The 18072-nt window shown below is 43.1% G+C and carries 17 protein-coding genes; 14 read left to right on the top strand and 3 right to left on the bottom strand.

The features are described from left to right. Positions 1-63: 63 nt before the first annotated feature. The 7 genes from Hs20B_RS02690 (at position 64) to pyrG (ending at position 7506) form a co-directional block, all read left to right on the top strand. Positions 64-2058 (top strand): ABC transporter ATP-binding protein/permease, encoded by a 1995-nt coding sequence (locus Hs20B_RS02690; protein WP_172355376.1) that lies wholly within the window; start codon positions 64-66, stop codon positions 2056-2058. A 55-nt stretch (positions 2059-2113) separates the two neighbouring features. Further along, positions 2114-2860, top strand: a complete 747-nt coding sequence (gene truA / locus Hs20B_RS02685; RefSeq protein WP_172355374.1) for a tRNA pseudouridine(38-40) synthase TruA — start codon at positions 2114-2116, stop codon at positions 2858-2860. Then, positions 2850-3644, top strand: coding sequence for a bifunctional hydroxymethylpyrimidine kinase/phosphomethylpyrimidine kinase (locus Hs20B_RS02680; RefSeq protein WP_172355372.1), 795 nt, complete (start codon positions 2850-2852; stop codon positions 3642-3644). Before truA ends, Hs20B_RS02680 begins: the two co-directional genes overlap by 11 nt. Beyond that, positions 3634-4095 (top strand): ECF transporter S component, encoded by a 462-nt coding sequence (locus Hs20B_RS02675; RefSeq protein WP_172355370.1) that lies wholly within the window; start codon positions 3634-3636, stop codon positions 4093-4095. The genes Hs20B_RS02680 and Hs20B_RS02675 overlap by 11 nt, the downstream gene beginning before the upstream one ends. A gap of 60 nt (positions 4096-4155) precedes the next feature. Then, positions 4156-4728 carry a TIGR01440 family protein gene (locus Hs20B_RS02670; RefSeq protein ID WP_172355368.1) on the top strand — a complete coding sequence of 191 codons (573 nt, stop codon included), beginning with the start codon at positions 4156-4158 and terminating at the stop codon, positions 4726-4728. Continuing rightward, on the top strand, positions 4725-5711 hold the full coding sequence (locus Hs20B_RS02665; RefSeq protein WP_172355366.1) for a GNAT family N-acetyltransferase: 987 nt from the start codon (positions 4725-4727) through the stop codon (positions 5709-5711). The genes Hs20B_RS02670 and Hs20B_RS02665 overlap by 4 nt, the downstream gene beginning before the upstream one ends. A gap of 190 nt (positions 5712-5901) precedes the next feature. Then, entirely contained in the window at positions 5902-7506 is a 1605-nt protein-coding gene (gene pyrG, locus Hs20B_RS02660) for a CTP synthase (protein ID WP_172355364.1), read from the top strand. Between the two features lie 81 nt (positions 7507-7587). Here the strand turns inward: pyrG and Hs20B_RS02655 are convergent, their stop codons facing one another. Further along, positions 7588-7770 (bottom strand): DUF2929 family protein, encoded by a 183-nt coding sequence (locus Hs20B_RS02655; RefSeq protein ID WP_172355362.1) that lies wholly within the window; start codon positions 7768-7770, stop codon positions 7588-7590. 136 nt (positions 7771-7906) lie between these two features. On the opposite strand from Hs20B_RS02655, the gene Hs20B_RS02650 reads away from it, so the two are divergent. Continuing rightward, the gene (locus tag Hs20B_RS02650) at positions 7907-11065 is read left to right on the top strand and encodes a DNA polymerase III subunit alpha (protein WP_172355360.1); all 3159 of its coding nucleotides are present in this window, start codon (positions 7907-7909) and stop codon (positions 11063-11065) included. On the opposite strand, the gene trhA is transcribed toward Hs20B_RS02650, so the two are convergent. Continuing rightward, a complete protein-coding gene (gene trhA / locus Hs20B_RS02645) occupies positions 11058-11699 on the bottom strand; it encodes a PAQR family membrane homeostasis protein TrhA (protein ID WP_172355358.1) in 642 nt (213 codons plus the stop codon). The two genes, Hs20B_RS02650 and trhA, sit on opposite strands and share 8 nt — an antisense overlap. 210 nt (positions 11700-11909) lie before the next feature. On the opposite strand from trhA, the gene Hs20B_RS02640 reads away from it, so the two are divergent. The 4 genes from Hs20B_RS02640 to Hs20B_RS02625 all read left to right on the top strand — a co-directional run bounded on the left by Hs20B_RS02640 (position 11910) and on the right by Hs20B_RS02625 (position 14646). Continuing rightward, on the top strand, positions 11910-12740 hold the full coding sequence (locus Hs20B_RS02640; RefSeq protein WP_172355349.1) for a DegV family protein: 831 nt from the start codon (positions 11910-11912) through the stop codon (positions 12738-12740). Between the two features lie 28 nt (positions 12741-12768). Then, the gene (locus tag Hs20B_RS02635; RefSeq protein ID WP_172355347.1) at positions 12769-13674 is read left to right on the top strand and encodes an SGNH/GDSL hydrolase family protein; all 906 of its coding nucleotides are present in this window, start codon (positions 12769-12771) and stop codon (positions 13672-13674) included. Then, positions 13664-14236, top strand: a complete 573-nt coding sequence (locus Hs20B_RS02630) for a YpmS family protein (protein ID WP_172355345.1) — start codon at positions 13664-13666, stop codon at positions 14234-14236. Before Hs20B_RS02635 ends, Hs20B_RS02630 begins: the two co-directional genes overlap by 11 nt. Before the next feature lie 134 nt (positions 14237-14370). After that, a complete protein-coding gene (locus Hs20B_RS02625; RefSeq protein ID WP_172355343.1) occupies positions 14371-14646 on the top strand; it encodes an HU family DNA-binding protein in 276 nt (91 codons plus the stop codon). A 124-nt stretch (positions 14647-14770) separates the two neighbouring features. Here Hs20B_RS02625 and Hs20B_RS02620 read toward each other — a convergent pair whose 3' ends face one another. Further along, positions 14771-15124, bottom strand: a complete 354-nt coding sequence (locus Hs20B_RS02620) for a winged helix-turn-helix transcriptional regulator (RefSeq protein ID WP_172355341.1) — start codon at positions 15122-15124, stop codon at positions 14771-14773. 130 nt (positions 15125-15254) lie between these two features. On the opposite strand from Hs20B_RS02620, the gene Hs20B_RS02615 reads away from it, so the two are divergent. Continuing rightward, positions 15255-16292: a zinc-binding alcohol dehydrogenase family protein gene (locus Hs20B_RS02615; protein WP_172355339.1), complete on the top strand. Its 1038-nt coding sequence runs from the start codon at positions 15255-15257 to the stop codon at positions 16290-16292. 189 nt (positions 16293-16481) lie between these two features. Next, positions 16482-18041, top strand: coding sequence for an ABC-F family ATP-binding cassette domain-containing protein (locus Hs20B_RS02610; protein ID WP_172355337.1), 1560 nt, complete (start codon positions 16482-16484; stop codon positions 18039-18041). The last annotated feature ends 31 nt before the right edge of the window (positions 18042-18072 follow it).

Genomic DNA, 18072 nt, shown 5'->3' with positions numbered 1-18072 from the left:
AAATTTTCTGAAAAAGTATTATACTTAAACAGAACTTAAATGAAAAAAGAAAGGCTATGCAAAATGGCAATCTTAGAACTCAAAAACATCCGAAAATCTTACTTTCTCGGTAAAGAAGAATTTCCCGTCCTAAAAGGGCTGGACGTCAGTTTTGACAAAGGTGACTTTGTCTCAATCCTTGGCGAATCTGGTGGCGGTAAATCCACTCTGATGAACATCATCGGCGGCCTTGATCGCAAGTATGACGGCGAAGTCATCGTAAACGGTGTCAAGCAAGCAGACAAAAAAGAAAAGTCAATGGACGAATACCGTCGCGACACGGTTGGCTTTATCTTCCAATCTTTCAACCTGGTTAGCTATCTGAGCGTCCTTGACAATGTCCTGATTTCGCTGAAAATGACGGATCTCTCACACAAAGATCAAATCAAAAAAGCAGAAGAGCTCCTCACACAAGTCGGTCTGATTGAACACAAAAAGAAGAGCCCTAACCAGCTATCAGGTGGTCAAAAGCAACGTGTGGCGATTGCGCGTGCGCTTGCAAATGACCCAGATATTATCATTGCTGACGAGCCGACAGGTGCGCTTGATTCGCAAAATACACGTGATGTCTTAGAAATCCTCTCAGATATTGCTAAAAGCGGCAAAACGGTCATCGTGGTTACGCACTCGCAGGAAGTTGCAGTTCACGGGACACGCATCGTGCACTTAGCTGACGGTCAAATCACGTCTGACGAGCGCATCAAAACTGCCTATACGACGACTGAAACACCTCGTGAGTTCAAGACTAAGTCATTGTCGTTTAGCGCTAAATCTCGCATGGCCTCACAACATTTTCTGCATAACTGGAAGCAAAATCTGATGATTATGATTGGGGTTGCGATTGGCCTATTTTCAGTCATGTTCTTTCTTGGCATGGGAAATGGCGCAAAAGGTTACATGAATAAAATGATCACTGACCTCGCCAATCCAAATGTGCCAATGGTTATGAAGCGTGTGAGCGTTGATGAGAAAAAGAAAAACAAGGATGCTCTTGCAGATACGCAACAAGTCCTTGGTACCAACTCTGAAAAAACAGCGATTTCTGATGATCTGATCAAAAAAGTGGAAAAGATTGACCATGTTAAAAAAGTTGAGAAAGTCTTTGACGTGGCACCGATTGACGCATCTGTAACAGTTGGCAAAGTCAAAGAGGCCTTTCCAGAAATCCAAACTTGGTCAAGTGTGAATACTGCAAGTTCGATCAAAGTTGGTCACAAGCCTGGTAAGAATGAAGTTGTTATTCCAGATACTTTGGCTAAAAAATGGAGCAAAACAAACTGGAAAAACATTGTCGGCAAAACGATCCACGTCGACTATAAACTCGTTGACAAAAACGGGAAGCCTGTTAGCATCTCACAAGATTTGAAAGTCTCAGGTATTGTCAAAGGTAGCCCAGCACAAAATCCGCTGACCATGAACTTTGCGTCAACCTCTAAAACCTTTGCAGCTAAAAATGTCGTCAGTGATGCAAACGTTATTGTGCCAACGATTGATGACAGCCACAATGTAGACAAGGTCATCAAGAAAATTCAAGCCCTTAAGACTGATGACAAAAAAGACTTTGTCACATTCTCGTTGTCTACAGTCTTGAAACCAATCAATACGATTACGTCTATTGTGTCTATCGTGCTTGCGCTGATTGCGGGTATCTCGTTATTGGTTAGTCTCATGATGATTATCGCAACGACTTATATGTCAGTGGCGGAACGGACGAAAGAAATCGGTATTCTGCGTGCGCTTGGTGCGCGTAAAGGCGACATTCGCTTGCTCTTTGTTGTCGAAACTGTGCTTTTAGGCCTTGCTTCTGCAGCGCTTGGTATCATCGTTGCCTTTATTGGCGAAGCAGGTGTCAATGCAGCTGTCAGTGGCTTACTTGACAAATATAATATCATCCAAGTATCAGTATCTGCCGTGCTTGGTAGTGTGGTCATTGCGATTGTTATCGCTTTGTTTGCAAGTCTCATGCCAGCAGGTAAAGCAGCCAAACTCAACCCGATTGAAGCCTTATCAAATGATTAAGGCAGGATTAAAAAATTAAAAGGCCTAACCCGCCTTTTTTTGTTATAATAAAAACATGACACGATTTAAGGCAATAATTTCATATGACGGCACGGATTTTGCCGGTTTTCAAATCCAAGATAATGGCCGAACGGTTCAAGAAGAGATAGAAAAAGTATTGGCACGGCTGAACTCAGGGACGCCTGTCAAAGTACACGGCTCAGGGCGGACAGACAGTGGTGTACATGCACTGGGTCAAGTCATTCATTTTGACTTGCCAAGTCTGCGTGATTCTGAAAAACTGCGGTTTGCCCTTGATACGCAAAGCCCCGATGACATCAATGTTTTACAGATTGAACAAGTGTCAGATGACTTTCACTCGCGTTTTAATAAACATAGCAAAACTTACGAGTACAGACTAACAACGACACGCGCAGCCAATCCCTTGACACGGCGTTATAGTTATCATTTTCCAAAATTGACAAAAGTTGACGCCATGCGTGATGCAGCGGCACTTTTGGTGGGAGAGCATGATTTTACAGGCTTTACGGCGGCAGGTGCCACGGTCGAGGACAAGGTGCGCGTGATCACGCAGGCAGATGTCGTTGCGGTCAGCTCAAGCGAGCTCATTCTGCGCTTTTCAGGCAATGGTTTCTTATATAAACAAGTTAGAAATATGGTCGGCACCCTGCTAAAAATCGGCTCAGGCAAGTGGGAAGTTGGTCGGGTTTCTGAGATTATCGCAGCACAAAATCGCGATTTGGCAGGACCAACTGCACCAGCACATGGCTTAAGTTTGGTGGAGGTGCGTTATGAGTCTTGATACGACAGCAGCGCAGCCTAAAAAAATCCTTGCCATTTCGGGTTCTGACGTCCTGTCAGGCGGCGGTTTTCAGGCAGATTTGGCGACTTATTCGCAGTACGGTATCTATGGTTTTGTTGCGATTACAAGCATCGTGACAGCTGAAAATGATGTCTTTGAGATATTTCCGACGGCAAGCTGGTTATTTGAAAAACAGCTCAAATCCTTTGATAAGATTGATTTTGACGCGATCAAAATCGGTCTCCTACCCACGCCTGAAATCGCAGAGCTAGCACTTGATTTCGTCAGAACTAAAAAAAGAAAACAGCCGCTGATATTTGACCCTGTACTTGTTTTCAAGGAAAATAATGACGCAGAAATACATCAGATGTTAGCAGTTCTTGAAAAATTTCTACCATTTGCAACGATTATCACGCCAAATCTTCGTGAGGCGGAGATTTTATCAGGCATGAAAATCATAGACTTGGCTGATATGACAGCAGCAGCACAAGCGATTTATGACAAATACGCTGTGGCAGTTGTCATAAAAGGTGGCAATCGTTTGGGAAACGTATCAGCGGTTGATGTTTACTATGACGGCGTAGCATTTGAAACTTATTCCAAACCGCTTCTTGCCAGTCAAAGCAATAATGGTGCTGGCTGCACCTTTGCCTCAAGCATTGCAAGCGGTATTGTGTTGAACGGTCTAGCTGATCTACCGAAAATCATCAGCGATAGTAAAACATTTGTTTATCAGGCGATTTTAAGCGCCAATGAATATGGAGTATTTCAACATGAAAATTAGTACAAAAAAAATCGCCTTACTTGCGATTATCACAGCGCTAACAGTCGCTATTTCCTTTTTTCTAAAGATTCCGATGCCGCTTACCAAAGGTGTTGTGACAGTACTTGATGCAGGTGTCATCCTAGCTGCACTGCGCTATGGTCGCGTCGAAGGGGCAATCGTTGGTGGTCTATCTGGTCTGTTATTTGACCTTCTATCAGGCTATCCGCATTGGGCGATTTTTAGCTTGATCATCCATGGAGGCCAGGGATTTGTTGCCGGTGCAAAAACAGCGCGCATTTTTTGGCTGATTTTATCATGTGCCATCATGGTCATTGGCTATTTCTTAGTATCTTGGCTATTTTATGGTTTTGGTGCGGCTTTTGCCGATATGCCGGGAAATATTATCCAGTCTATTTTTGGTGTTGTCGTGGGGCTCGCTTTGTCACGTAGCCTTGAAAAAGTAAAATAAGTTGCTGATTATCTCACAATGTGGGATAATTTTTATATAGTTAAAATAGCGAGGTGAAAAATGGACTTATCAGCAATTCAAACAGAAACAGCGCGCCTGATTTCAGACGTGATCACGCAAACGGGACTCAAAAAAGGTCAGATTTTCGTCCTTGGCTTGTCGTCAAGTGAAGTCAATGGTGGTGTGATTGGGCACAATTCGTCAGCTGAGATTGGACAAGTGGTGGTTAAGGCAATCTACGAGGCTATAACAGCGGTTGGCGCACATCTGGCTGTTCAAGGTTGCGAACATCTGAATCGGGCTTTACTTGTTGAGCGTGATTTGGCAGACGCAAAAGACTTAGAAATTGTGTCAGTCATCCCGCAACTCCATGCGGGAGGTAGCGGTCAGGTGGCAGCCTATGCGTTATTTTCTGATCCTGTTGAAGTTGAGCATATCACGGCTCAGGCTGGTCTTGATATTGGAGATACCTCGATTGGTATGCACGTGAAACACGTGCAGATTCCGATTCGGCCAATCATCCGTGAACTTGGTGGCGCACATGTGACAGCGCTCAAAAGCCGTCCTAAGTTGATTGGCGGACCACGGGCGACTTACGAATCTGTGGATACTTTTCGTGAGGCTGGAAAATGATGTCTGATGACTTTTTGGCGCTTGCTACCTATGCTTTTCACAAGGCACCAACAGGCGGCGCTATTGCGTTTAACAAACTTTTAGAGCAGTCGGACGTACATTTTCACACTGAAAAGCATGCGCTGACTAGTATGGTAGTTGACACGCATTTTCAGGTGAATTTTCAAGGGAAGATAGCCAGCATGAGTGGGATTGGCTATGTGGCATCCTATCCTGAGTTTCGGGGAAATGGTGCAGTTGGTGCGCTCATGCAGGAAATTTTGCAGGAGAATTACGCAAAAGAGACCATTTTTTCCTATCTAGCGCCTTTTTCTTATCAGTTTTATGAGAAGTTCGGCTATGCCTATATTTTTGATCAGAAGCAGTATGAGATACCTGCTAGCGATTTTCCGCCTGGTCAGAAGACTGATTTAGTCGCAAAGCGCTTGACGTATGCACTAGCTCTGTCAGATTTGCAACAAGTCTTTGAGCAAAGTGAAAATAATGGTAGTTTACACCGCAGCGACTTTGAGTGGGACTACTATTTTAACGCTAAAAAGCAACCGTATTTTGCTGTTTTTTATGCAGAAAAACAACCACGTGGCTATGTGAGTTACGATTTTTCAGGTATGACGTTTGTCATTCACGAGCTGATTTATCTGGATGATGTCGCTAAAAATGCTGCCTATCGCTTTATTGCAAGTCATGCGGGCGCTTTTGAGACTATCAGCTACACTGCACCGTCAAATGAAAAGCTTGAGACAGATATGCTTGAGCCTAGTCGGGCAAAGATTAGCTTACGTCCTTATATGATGGCACGCATTGTCAATCTGGCAGCGTTTTTAGAAACATTTCAAGTCGCTACAGATAGGCAAATAACGGTAACAGACACGATGATTGCTGAAAATAATCTGACGTTTGGTAATGGCGTGGCTGTTACGATGACGATTGGCGAATTTACAAAGTTTGTGATGACTGATGTGAGTTTGCGGGAATATTTTTGAGTGGCAGCTGAAATTTTCACATTCCCAGACTCAGTTGACAAATTCAGCAAAAATTTGCTATAATAAATATCGGGCACCTCGCTTGAGTTACTTTTTGTGATTCGATGAGGTAAAGTCAGAGCTCCCTAATTGTAGGGAGCTATTTTTATATATTTTCCCAGGTTGTGTTTCAAAATTAAGAGGAGACAAGATGACAAAGTACATTTTCGTAACAGGTGGCGTGGTTTCAGGTATTGGTAAAGGGATTGTGGCGTCAAGCCTTGGTCGTCTTTTGAAAAATCGCGGGCTTAAAGTCACGATTCAAAAGTTTGACCCCTACATTAACATCGACCCAGGTACGATGAGTCCTTATCAGCATGGTGAGGTTTATGTGACGGATGACGGCGCTGAAACTGACCTTGACCTTGGTCACTACGAGCGTTTTATGGATGTCAATCTCAACAAGTATTCAAACGTTACAACGGGGAAAATCTATGATGAAGTCTTGCGCAAGGAGCGTAAAGGCGAGTATCTTGGCGCAACTGTTCAGGTTATTCCGCACATCACAGATGCGCTCAAGGAAAAAATCAAGCGCGCCGCGGCAACAACGGATTCTGATGTGATTATCACTGAGGTTGGGGGAACTGTTGGTGATATTGAGTCGCTGCCATTCTTGGAAGCTTTGCGTCAGATGAAGGCAGATGTTGGCTCTGACAATGTTTTCTATATTCATACGACTTTGTTACCTTATTTGAAGGCGTCAGCTGAGATGAAAACAAAACCTACACAACATTCTGTTAAAGAATTGCGTGGCCTTGGCATCCAGCCAAATATGATTGTCATCCGGACGGAAACGCCAGCTGAGCAGTCTATCAAAAACAAGATTGCCCAGTTTACAGACGTTGCGCCTGAGGCAGTGATTGAGTCGCTTGATGTGGAACATTTGTACCAAATCCCGCTCAATTTGCAAGCGCAAAATATGGATCAAATCGTGGTTGACCACTTGAAACTTGACGTGCCAAAAGCAGATATGACAGAGTGGACTGAGATGGTGCACCATGTTATGAACCTCAAGAAAACAACGAAAATTGCACTTGTCGGAAAATATATCGAGTTGCCAGATGCCTATATTTCAGTCGTTGAAGCCTTGAAACACGCTGGCTATTCGGCTGATAGCGATATTGATCTGACGTGGATTCAGTCAAATGACGTGACATCTGACAATGTTGCATCGCTTTTGCAAGATGCAGATGGGATTATTGTCCCTGGTGGCTTTGGACCTCGTGGGACAGAGGGCAAGATTGCGGCCATTCAGTACGCGCGTGAAAACGATGTGCCAATGCTTGGCGTATGTCTAGGCATGCAGCTGACATGTGTCGAGTTTGGGCGTAATGTCGTGGGTCTTGATGGCGGTAACTCAACTGAGCTCAATCCTGAAACTAAATTCCCAATTATTGATTTGATGCGTGATCAGATTGACGTGGAAGATATGGGCGGAACGCTGCGTCTGGGGCTTTATCCAGCAAAACTCAAGGCAAATACAGTGACAGCAAGAGCCTATGATAATCAAGAAGTCATCCAACGCCGTCATCGTCACCGTTATGAGTTTAACAATGCCTACCGTGAACAGTTTGAAAAAGCTGGCCTTGTTTTCTCAGGCGTCTCACCTGATAATCGTCTGGTTGAAATCGTTGAAATCCCAGAAAATAAATTCTTCGTGGCATGTCAATATCACCCAGAATTATCAAGCCGTCCCAACCGCTCAGAAGGGCTTTACACAGCCTTCGTCAAAGCAGCAGTTGAAAACGCGAAATAAAACTAAAATCCGTCAGAAATTTACATTCTGACGGATTTTTATCGAAAAAAATAACCCTATCAAGAAAGATAGAGTCAAGTTTTATTTGGCTTTTGCAGGGGCAATTAGGCCGACTTTGCTCAAAAGGAAGATGAACACAGCAAAGGCAAGCGAGATGATCGCAATTAAGCCTGTTTGCATGTCAGCATCGTTAAGCTTTGTGATGATAAAGCCTGCAACTTCGCCCAAAATGAGCGACCAAAATAATAATACGATGAATTTCATAGAATCATCTTCTTTCTATATGTTTATACTCTCAAAATAAAGTATAATAGAAATAGAGAAATTTTGCAAGAATAAAGCGATAATTTCAACTATTTTTTTCTGAAAATGATTATGAAAACTCAAAAAAGGAGCCTGTATGCCAGATTATGCCCAAATTAATACCAAAACTGTTTTTTCCTTTATGGATGCGACGGTTAAAATCAGTGACTATGTTGCTGCTGGTAAGCGCATGGGATACAAGACACTTGGCATTTCTGATGTGGAAAATCTACATGCTGTACACCAATTTATCACGGCAAGTCAAGTGGCAGGGATTCAGCCAATTGTTGCTTTTGAGTCAGCCTTTTTAGTTGACAATTTGTTTGTCAAGCTGCATTTTATCGCAAAGTCAACGCTAGGTCTGCAAAATCTATATCGGATTTCTAGCCGAAAAAACTTTGGTGCGGCCTCTGACAGCACTACTAGCCCAACTTTTTCTGATATTGCAAGTCATCTGACGGACGTTGCTATCGTTATCGACAGTAGTCAGGCCATGCCCACGATTTTGGAAAAATTACCGAAAAATGATGTCTATATCGGCTTGAGCGAAATGGGACAGAAAATCAGTAGTAGTAGTAATAGCAGACCTACAATTCCGTTTCTTGCGGTCAGATATTTGAACACTTACGATGCGGAAACTTTGGCAATTTTGCGCCATATCAGACAAGGTACTAAATACGACGAGAGCTTGATGGTATCACATCACGAAATCTTGCGTGCGGCATCTGACGTCACAGCTGTTTTTGATGCACAAAGCCTGAAAAATCTGGATCAGCTGGTTTCAGGTATCAACTATACCTTTGATACCCAGCTGGATTTACCGAGGTTTAACAAAGAAAAACCAGCAGTTGATGAGCTTAGGGAGATAGCTGAGCGGTTTTTGAGGACGAAAAATCTGACGGGTCAGGCCTATCAAAAACGTCTTGCCCATGAGCTTTCGGTCATCCACCAAATGGGATTTGACGACTATTTTTTGATTGTGAGCGATGTTTTGCGTTATGCAAGAAGCGAGCAAATCTACACGGGCATGGGACGTGGCTCGTCTTTGGGGTCACTTGTCGCCTATGCGCTTGAGATTACGGGCGTTGATCCAGTTGAAAATGACCTGCTTTTCGAGCGTTTTTTGAATCCCGAGCGTGCAAGCCTACCCGATATTGATATTGATATGCCTGACAATAAACGAGCTGACATTTTGACCTACGTCAAAAATCGGTATGGTAGCAGCCATGTTGCGCAAATCATGACCTTTTCAACATTTGGCATGAAGCAGAGTTTTCGAGATGTGGCAAAAGTCTTTGGCATGACTGAAATCGAGATTTCACAGGTGTCAGGCACGATTGGGCGTTCTGATAACCTCGCCCAAGAATACGAGAAAAATAATAAATTTCGCGCTGCAATCATCAATGATAAACGCTTGCAACAAGTGTTTTCCTATGCACAAAAAATAGAAGGCATGCCCCGTCAGAAGTCAGTTCATGCCTCAGGTGTCGTCCTTGCGGCAAATGATCTGACGGACTATCTGCCACTTGCACCAGGGGATACTTTACCAATTACGCAGTTTGAGGCGCATGATGTTGAGGCGATTGGCCTGATAAAATTTGACTTTTTGAGTATCAAAAATCTGACTTTCATCAATGACATGCGTGATTTGGTTGAAAAACGCTATGACAAAAAAATTGACATTAGCCAGATTGACTTAAATGATGCGGAGACGCTTGCGATTTTCAGGGCGGGTCGGACGCTTGGCATTTTTCAGTTTGAAAATCCTCAGATGATGAACTTTTTGAGACAGTTGCAGCCGACTGCCTTTACGGATGTTGTTGCTGCGACTTCTATTTTTAGACCGGGTCCATCAGCCTTTATTCCTGAGTTTATCAGACGCCGTCATGGCGAGGAGACGGTGACTTACCCTGATCCGTCGATTGCGGCTATTTTAGCACCGACTTATGGCATCATGATATATCAAGAGCAGATCATGCAAGTGGCGCAGGTATTTGCTGGCTTTTCTCTGGGGCGTGCGGATTTGTTGCGGCGCGCTATTTCCAAAAAGAAAGGTGATGAGTTTGAGCAGCTCAAAGCTGAATTTGTGTCAGGTAGTTTAGCGCAAGGGCATACTGCGCAAAAGGCAATAGAGATTTATGAGCTGATTGAGCGCTTTGCAAACTACGGTTTCAACCGCTCACATGCCTTTGGTTACGGCGCTTTAGCCGTTCAGATGACTTATTTTAAGGCGCATTATCCTGATGCTTTTTATGAGATCATGTTGCGAGATAGCAAGCGTGTCCTTTTGCTCAATGATGCGCAGCAGTCTGGTTTTCGTTTGGCAAAGCTCTCAGTCAATCGCATGCCTTATTTTGATAAGTTAAATGACGGTCAGATTTTCATTGGGATGCGTGCTATCAAGGGTCTGCCACGTGATTTTGTATTTTGGGTAATTGAGCACAGACCGTTTACAAGCCTGCAGGATTTTATTCAAAAACTACCTGAAAATTACCAAAAATCAGCCTTGATACGTCCTTTGATCGAAATAGGTACCTTTGATGAATTTGATCAAAATCGCAGAAAATTAGTTGATAATCTAGCAAAATTACTGGAGTTCACAACTGTTTTTCAGACGGATCTATTTTCAGAAACGGCGCCTGCGCTAACGTTTGCTTATACAGATGCCGAGGATTACAGTCCAGTGCTCAAATATCAGTTGGAATTTGACTTGCTGGGTGTCGCTGTAACGGAACATCCCCTGATGTCCATCGCCAAAAAACGCCAAGGCAACTTTACTGAGATCGCAAATCTAGCCGTCAATCAAAGAGCAACGATATTGGTCGAACTCGGCCATATCAAAACGCACCGGGCGAAAAATGGCGCTAATATGGCTTTTCTGACGGTGACAGACACACACAATCAGCTGGATATAACCTTGTTTCCTGAGACCTATCATCGTTTTTTACCAGATCTGGCTGAAAATGACTTTTATCTCATGACGGGCAAAGTGTCAGAGCGCAATGAGCGCCTGCAAATGGTGGCAGATCAGCTCGTCAAAGTCGAAGAGACGGATAGAAAACTCTGGCTAGCTGTACTGGATACAGCCAAAAATGCTAAAATCGCACAAATTCTCAAGGATTTTCCTGGTAATCAGGCGGTCGTCTTGTACAATGAAGCAACAAAAACCACGCAGCTGACGGGCATCTACGTGGCGGAGTCTGAGTTATTGTTAAAACGCCTAGCAGGCTATGTGGACAAGGCAGTTTTTAGATGAATTTGTAAACTGAAAACCACATGAGGATGGCTGCAGCAATCACAAATAAATGCCAGACCACATGCGCATAAGGAAACTTGAGGGAATAAAAGAAAGCGCCGCAAGTATAAAGTACACCACCTAGAAACAAGAGCAGCACGCCCATGTGCGGAATCGCATCCCAAAGTGGTTTCATGGCAAAAACGATGAGCCAGCCCATGATGACGTAAAGAACGGTCGAGATTTTCGGCACATGATCCCATTTTGGTAGAAAGATCGACTTGATAACGATGCCGATAATGGCACACACCCAGACGATGCTGAACAAGGTCCAGCCCAGCCAGCCGTTTAGCGTGATCAGGCAGTAAGGCGTGTAGGTACCTGCGATTAGCAAGTAGATTGACGAATGGTCAAAGACTTGAAAAACTTGGTTTGCGCGCGTGAAGATTAGGCTATGAAAAAGTGTTGAAAAAAGAAAGAGTAGGATCAAAGTTGTACCATAAATGGCGTAACTAGTGACCTGAATGGCTGAGTGATTGGCGATGCCTTTGAATAAAAGTAGGACCAATCCCCAAACTGCGAGGCCAAAGCCAATGCCGTGTGTCACAGCGTTGAAGACTTCGTTTGTGATGAGATATGCTTTAGAATTTTTCACATGAGACCTGTTTCTAGTTGTTTTGCGTGGTATTTCTTGCTCTAAAAACAAGAAATTTCAAGCAAAATCTGATATAATAAAAGGAAGTTGAGTAGTTATGGTTCACTATCTAGTTTTCAAAACTACTTCATCTCAAGTATAACATAATTTTACGCTTTGCGATGACTATTTAACATTTATTTTGCAAGCGATATGGAAAAGAGTTTGATAATGACGATAAAAATAGTGACAGATTCGACCATCACGGTTGAGCCTGAGCTGATTGAAAAATACGGAATTACGATTGTGCCACTTGCGATTTTGATTGACGGTGTCTTGTATCAGGACACTGACTTATCTGCGGCGCAGTTCATGTCGAAGATGAAGGTCAGTAAGAACCTACCAAAAACTTCACAACCACCAGTTGGTGTGTTTGCTGAAGTCTACGACAAACTTGCCGAAGATGGTAGTCAGATCATCAGTATCCATTTGACCAAAGCACTATCAGGAACGGTTGAAGCTGCACGCCAAGGCGCCATGCTCTCAAACGCTGATGTGACGGTGATTGATAGCGACTTCATCGACCAGGCACTCAAATTCCAAGTCATCGAAGCCGCAAAAATGGCTGAAAATGGTGCAAGTAAGGACGAGATTGTAGCGAGTGTGACTGCAAGTAAGGCAAATACTGAGCTTTACATCGGCATTTCAAACCTGGATAACTTGGTAAAAGGTGGGCGTGTCAATCGCGTGACAGGTGTTTTGAGCGGTCTGTTAAACATCAAAGTCGTTATGGCGCTCGTTGATACCAAGCTAGAGCCATTACTAAAAGGCCGCGGCAATAAGACGTTTCAAAAATGGTTGACAGATTTTTCATCAAAGATAGAAAATCGCAAAATCAAAGAAATTGGCATCTCTCATGCTGAAAATCTCGAGTTTGCCAATCAAATGAAAGATCATTTGCAGCAATTTGTCACAAAAACAATCTCAGTTTTGGACACGAACTCAACAGTTGCCACTCACACAGGTCCTGGTGCTTGGGCAGTCATGATAGAGTTTGAATAAAAAGTTAGAGAGTTAGGCAAAACAAAAAATGAAACAAAATAAATACAAAGGTCAGCTAAGGCGCTGGTTCATCGAAATTGCCATCTTCGTGGTGGCAATTTTTGCCATTTTTCTAGGGATTAACAAGTTTTTACTTCGCCCAGCGGGTTCTGAGCTATCAAATAAAGACTGGCAATCAGCCTTGACACAAAAAAAATTAAACTATGTGGCGATTGGTGATTCCTTGACAGAAGGCGTGGGTGATCAAACGGTGCAGGGTGGATTTGTCCCTTTACTCGCGCGCTCGATTGGCGACAAGTACGATGTCAATGTCATCTCGCAGAACTTCGGCGTGTCTGGTAATACGAGCACGCAGATCTATGCACGTATGACTAAGCAAGCGACCAAGCAAACCGACACGCTCGATGGCGAGTATAGCTTGAAGACAGTCCAAAAAGCTATCAAAAAAGCAGATTTGATCACGCTGACAGTCGGTGGTAATGACGTCATGAAAGTCATCAGAACCAATCTTGATAATCTGTCAGAAAAGTCATTTGTCAAGCCCGCAAAGACTTATCAAAAAGAGATTACAGCGATTTTTGATAAGATCCGTGCGGTCAATCCTGACGTACCAGTCTATGTGATTGGCATCTATAATCCTTTTTATCTGAACTTCCCTGATATTACGCAAATGCAAGACGTGATTAACAATTGGAACGATGCAACAAAAGCAAGCGTTGAAGCGCAAGATAAGATGTATTTTGTCCCTGTCAATGACCTTTTGTATCAAGGCATAAGCGGTAGTCAGGGCATCACGTCAAATGACGGCGATAGCACAACCATCACAAACGATGCCTTGTTTGAAGAAGACCATTTTCATCCCAATAATATCGGCTACCAAATCATAAGCGATGCGGTTTTTGACGCCTACAAGGAGCACACAAATGAAAAATAAATACTGGAAATATCTATTTCTACTCATATTAGCCTTTAATCTCGCAGTAGTCTGTGTAGTCGGGTTTCAAATTACCAAACACCGCGATCAAACGGTTTTGAGCAAGGTCAGCGTCATCAAAGGCGTCAACAAAGTCGCAGACGTCTCAACAAACACTGAGCAGCTCAACAGCTTGATTAACAAATATCTAGCAGATTATCAAAATGATAAGATGACCTATAAGTTTTACCTATCTGATAAAGCCGTTCTTGAAGGGTCATATAAGATTTTTGGGACGAAAATCCCGCTGTACCTCTATTTTGAACCTTATGCCATGAGTGACGGATCAGTTGAGTTAAAGGTCACAAGCATCTCAATTGGCTCGCTAAGTTTGCCAACAAAAACCGTCTTAAGCTATGTCAAAAATGCTTACGACCTGCCCGCTTTTGTCTCAATATCACCTAAAAAACAAGAAGTCTTGATTGATCTTCCCAAGCTTGCAATTGCTAAAGATACCTTTATTCAAGCCGATAAAATTGATCTGAAAAATGGACAATTCGTCTTTAATCTCATGCAAAAGTAGAAATTTAGTGGCTTTTATGTAAAAAATAGCCAAAAATGGCTAAAAACGGCATTTTTACTTGCTTTATGGGTATTTACTTGCTATAATTGTCTTTGCCTAAGGGTAAAAAAAATTAATTGGAGGACATTTTTAAAATGGCTAACAAACAAGAATTGATTTCAAAAGTTGCAGAATCTGCAGAATTGACTAAAAAAGATGCTGAAAAAGCAGTGAACGCTGTCTTTGCTTCAGTTTCTGAATTCCTTGCAAAAGGTGAAAAAGTACAACTTATCGGTTTCGGTACTTTCGAAACTCGCGAACGTGCAGCTCGTGAAGGTCGTAACCCACAAACTGGTAAAGCAATCAAAATCGCAGCTACAACTGTACCTGCATTCAAAGCTGGTAAAGCTTTGAAAGATGCTGTTAAATAATTCAGCGTTTTAAAATAGGACAACCACGGGATTCCGTGGTTGTTTTTTATTATCATAATAGTGTCAATATCTGCTAGATGTGACGCATTGGTTAAAAGTGTATAGATTTACCATAAATGACTGGCTAGCGACTTGCAATTTTTGCCTGAGCATTAAAAGATTCACCCCAGCTTGCAAGTGCCTCGATGACGGGAATTAATGACTGACCAAGTGGGGTCAGGTGGTACTCGATATTTTTTACGGGATAGCTTTGGATGATGTGTTTGTCGATGATGCCATCACGGACGAGATCAGAGAGCTGCAGTGAGAGCATACGTGAGGTGACACCTGGAATCAAGCGTTTCAAATCACCGTAATGTACGAAGTCTTGATGGATGAGGTGGTAGAGAATCACGCTTTTCCACTTGCCAGAAATGAATTGTAGAGTTGACTCAACTGGGCAGCCTTGTGCGCAGTTGTAGGCGTATTTTTCAGTCATAAATTAAGTTAATACCTTTCTTTTTCGTGTTTTAGTCGTAAAATCCTAGCCTAGTTACAAAAATTACCGTTCTTGCATAACGGCAAAATCTTTAGTATCATAAATTTATTATAACAAAAGAGGTGATACGATGTCAGAAACAATGAACGCAATTGGATACTATAAAGGACTGCCGTTAGAAGATGTTGCAGCATTACAGGATGTGTCAATCGCAAAACCTGTCGCAAGTGGACACGATATCTTGGTGGCTGTCAAGGCAACATCGGTAAATCCTGTCGATGTAAAAATCCGAGTATCTGCAAAGGCCAGTCAAACACCGCAAGTCATCGGCTGGGATGCTGTTGGCGTGGTGACAGAGGTTGGTGAAGAGGTCAGAAAATTCAAAGTAGGCGATCGTGTCTATTATTCGGGTGCCTTCAAACGTCAAGGCTCAAATGCTGCTTTTCAGCTTGTTGATGAGCGACTTGTAAGCCTTGCACCAGAAAAGTTGAGTGATGCACAAGCAGCAGCAATGCCGCTTACGGCGCTTACAGCCTATGAATTACTCTTTGAAAAAAAGGGGCTCACACCGCGTGAAAATGCTGAGACAGGTAAGTCTATTTTGATTATCAACGGTGCAGGCGGTGTTGGCTCGATTGCGATTCAGCTTGCCAAATGGCTTGGTATGACTGTCATTGCAACGGCATCACGACCTGAAACCATTGCCCAAAGTCAAAAAATGGGAGCTGACTTTGTTGTCAACCATAGAGAAGACTATGTTGCAGCGGTGCGTGCGCTTGGGTTCAAGTTTGTAGATGATATTGTTATCTTACATTCAACTGAGAAACATTTTCTACCTGCGGCTGACTTGATTGCGCCATTTGGGCATATTGCGTCGATTGTTGAGACTGATGAGTCGTTACCAATGACCGCAATCAAAAATAAAAGTGTCAGCTTTGACTGGGAGTTTATGTTTGCTAAGGCAAACTATGACTATCAGATTGAGACGCAAGGTGAGGCACTGCAAGTGTTAGCGGATCTATTTGATGCTGGTAAACTTGTGAGCACGCTGACTAAGACCTACGATGGCATCAACGCTAAAAATCTGCGCCAAGCACACGCTGACATTGAGGCGGATGCCATGGTGGGCAAGGTTGTGCTGATGGGTGATTTTGATGCTGAGATTTGACGTTGGTAAGGGTTAATCGCCTAATTATCAATATTATAATCAATAGAAAAGCGCAGCCATTTGGCTTTGCGCTTTTTTACTAGTTGCTGAAGTTGTTGTCCACAGTACCCAAAATAAAACCTAAAATAATCTGCAATATCCAACAAAAATCTGTTAAAATAAAGAAAGCAATATAATATTGGAGATAAGATGAGTATATTAACAGTTCAAAATATGAGCCATGGTTTTGGCGATCGTGCAATTTTTGATGATGTCAATTTTCGTTTGCTTAAGGGCGAGCATATCGGCTTTGTCGGGGCAAATGGTGAAGGAAAATCAACTTTCATGAATATCATCACGGGGCATTTACAGCCTGATGAGGGAAAAATTACCTGGTCGACCAAGCATCGTGTGGGTTATATGGATCAGCACGCAGCACTTGGCAAGGGGAAAACGACACGTCAAGCGCTGTCAGAAGCCTTTCAGTATCTGCTGGACGCTGAGACGCAGATGAATGATATCTATGGCCGCATGGGTGAGATGTCTGATGACGAGATGACAGCAGCGCTTGAGAAAGCAGCAGAGTTGCAAGATTTGCTGGATAATTCTGACTTTTACTTGATTGATGCTAAAGTTGATGAGATTGCACGTGGTCTTGGTCTGGGTGATTTGCTGGAAAAAGATGTGGCAGCCTTGTCAGGCGGGCAGCGCACGAAGATCTTACTAGGAAAACTGTTGCTTGAAAAACCGGATATTTTGTTGCTTGATGAGCCCACGAACTATCTGGACGAGGACCATATCGCCTGGCTGAAAAACTATCTGCAGAACTATGAAAATGCCTTTGTGTTGATTTCTCACGATGTGGATTTCATGAACGATGTCATCAACATTGTTTACCATGTCAGCATGCAAAAAATCGACCGGTATGTCGGTGATTATCACAATTTTGAGCGTTTATTTGAGGAAAAGAAGAAGCAGCTGGCATCGCTTGCGAGTGCACAACAAGCTGAAGCAGCTAAGCTCAAGGATTTCATTGCTAAGAAAAAGGCAAATGTCGCAACGTCAGGTCAGGCCAAGGCACGTCAGAAAAAGCTTGATAAGATGGATTTTGTTGAGACTATTCAGGAAAAGGCAAAACCGAGCTTTGAGTTTAAACTGGCTAGAACATCAGGTAAGCTCATAGTTGAGGCAAAAGAGGTGGTACTAGGCTATGAGGCAGATGAACCCTTATCACGTCCCATCAATCTAACGGTTGAGCGTGGTCAGAAGATCGCCTTTACAGGGTCAAATGGGATTGGGAAGTCGACCCTGCTCAAATCTTTGCTAGGTGAGATTCAGCCCTTATCAGGAGAGATTGAGCAGGGTGAGTTTCAGGTTATCGGTTATTTTGCGCAAGAAGATAAAAATCCCAGTCAGAAAACGGTTTTAGAGGACTATTGGGATGAGTTTTCAACGCTCAATCAAGCAGAAGTGCGTGCAGCACTTGCACGCTGCGGGCTTGGCACAAAGCAGATTGAGAGTAGGGTCTATGTGTTATCTGGTGGTGAACAGTCAAAATTAAGGCTCGGAAAAATCATGAATCATGAATCAAATATCCTTGTCATGGATGAACCGACAAATCACTTGGACGTAGATGCCAAAGACGAGCTCAAACGCGCGTTACAGGCTTATAAAGGCACGATTTTAATGGTCAGCCATGAGCCAGAGTTTTATCAGGATATTGTGACTGATGTTGTCGACTGTGAGGCATGGACGACCAAGGTTGTTTAGAGAAATAAAGAAATAAGGCGAAAAGCCTTAT

Source organism: Pseudolactococcus insecticola (assembly GCF_011170065.1).
Classification (GTDB): Bacteria; Bacillota; Bacilli; order Lactobacillales; family Streptococcaceae; genus Pseudolactococcus; species Pseudolactococcus insecticola.
The sequence above is the reverse complement of the archived record's forward strand: the minus strand, read 5'-3'. Positions and strand labels throughout refer to the sequence as shown.